This is a genomic window from Achromobacter sp. SIMBA_011 (assembly GCF_046535435.1).
Lineage (GTDB): Bacteria > Pseudomonadota > Gammaproteobacteria > Burkholderiales > Burkholderiaceae_B > Achromobacter > Achromobacter dolens.
The window spans coordinates 1-329 of record NZ_JAWRWN010000188.1 but is presented as its reverse complement, the minus strand read 5'-3'; the positions used below and the strand labels follow the sequence as shown (position 1 = coordinate 329).

The window sequence follows — 329 nt, the reverse complement described above, 5'->3', positions numbered from 1 at the left end:
CTTGCGCTCGCCACCGGATCGATCGACGCATGGGCGACGTGGGAACCGTACACCGCGCTCGCCGAAACGAGCGGCCGCGCGCGCGTGCTCGTCAACGGCCGCGGGCTGTGGTCGGGCCTCAGCTACATCGCGGCCACCGATGCCGCGATCGCGGCGAAGCGCGACGTGCTGCGCGACTTCGTGCAACGCGTGGTGCGTGCGCAGGCGTGGTCGTACCGGCACGTCGACGCGTATTCCGCGGCGCTCGCGCGCATCATCGGCATCCCGCCGGCAGCCGCGAAGCTGCAGTTCGAGCGCCGCAACACGCGCTGGCAGCCGATCGACGCGAC

Annotated in this window: 1 protein-coding gene; it reads left to right on the top strand. The window is 72.0% G+C overall.

The window, feature by feature from the left end; translation table 11 throughout:
• A partial coding sequence (locus SB816_RS30510) for an ABC transporter substrate-binding protein (RefSeq protein WP_410548055.1) occupies positions 1-329 on the top strand: 329 nt, incomplete at both ends.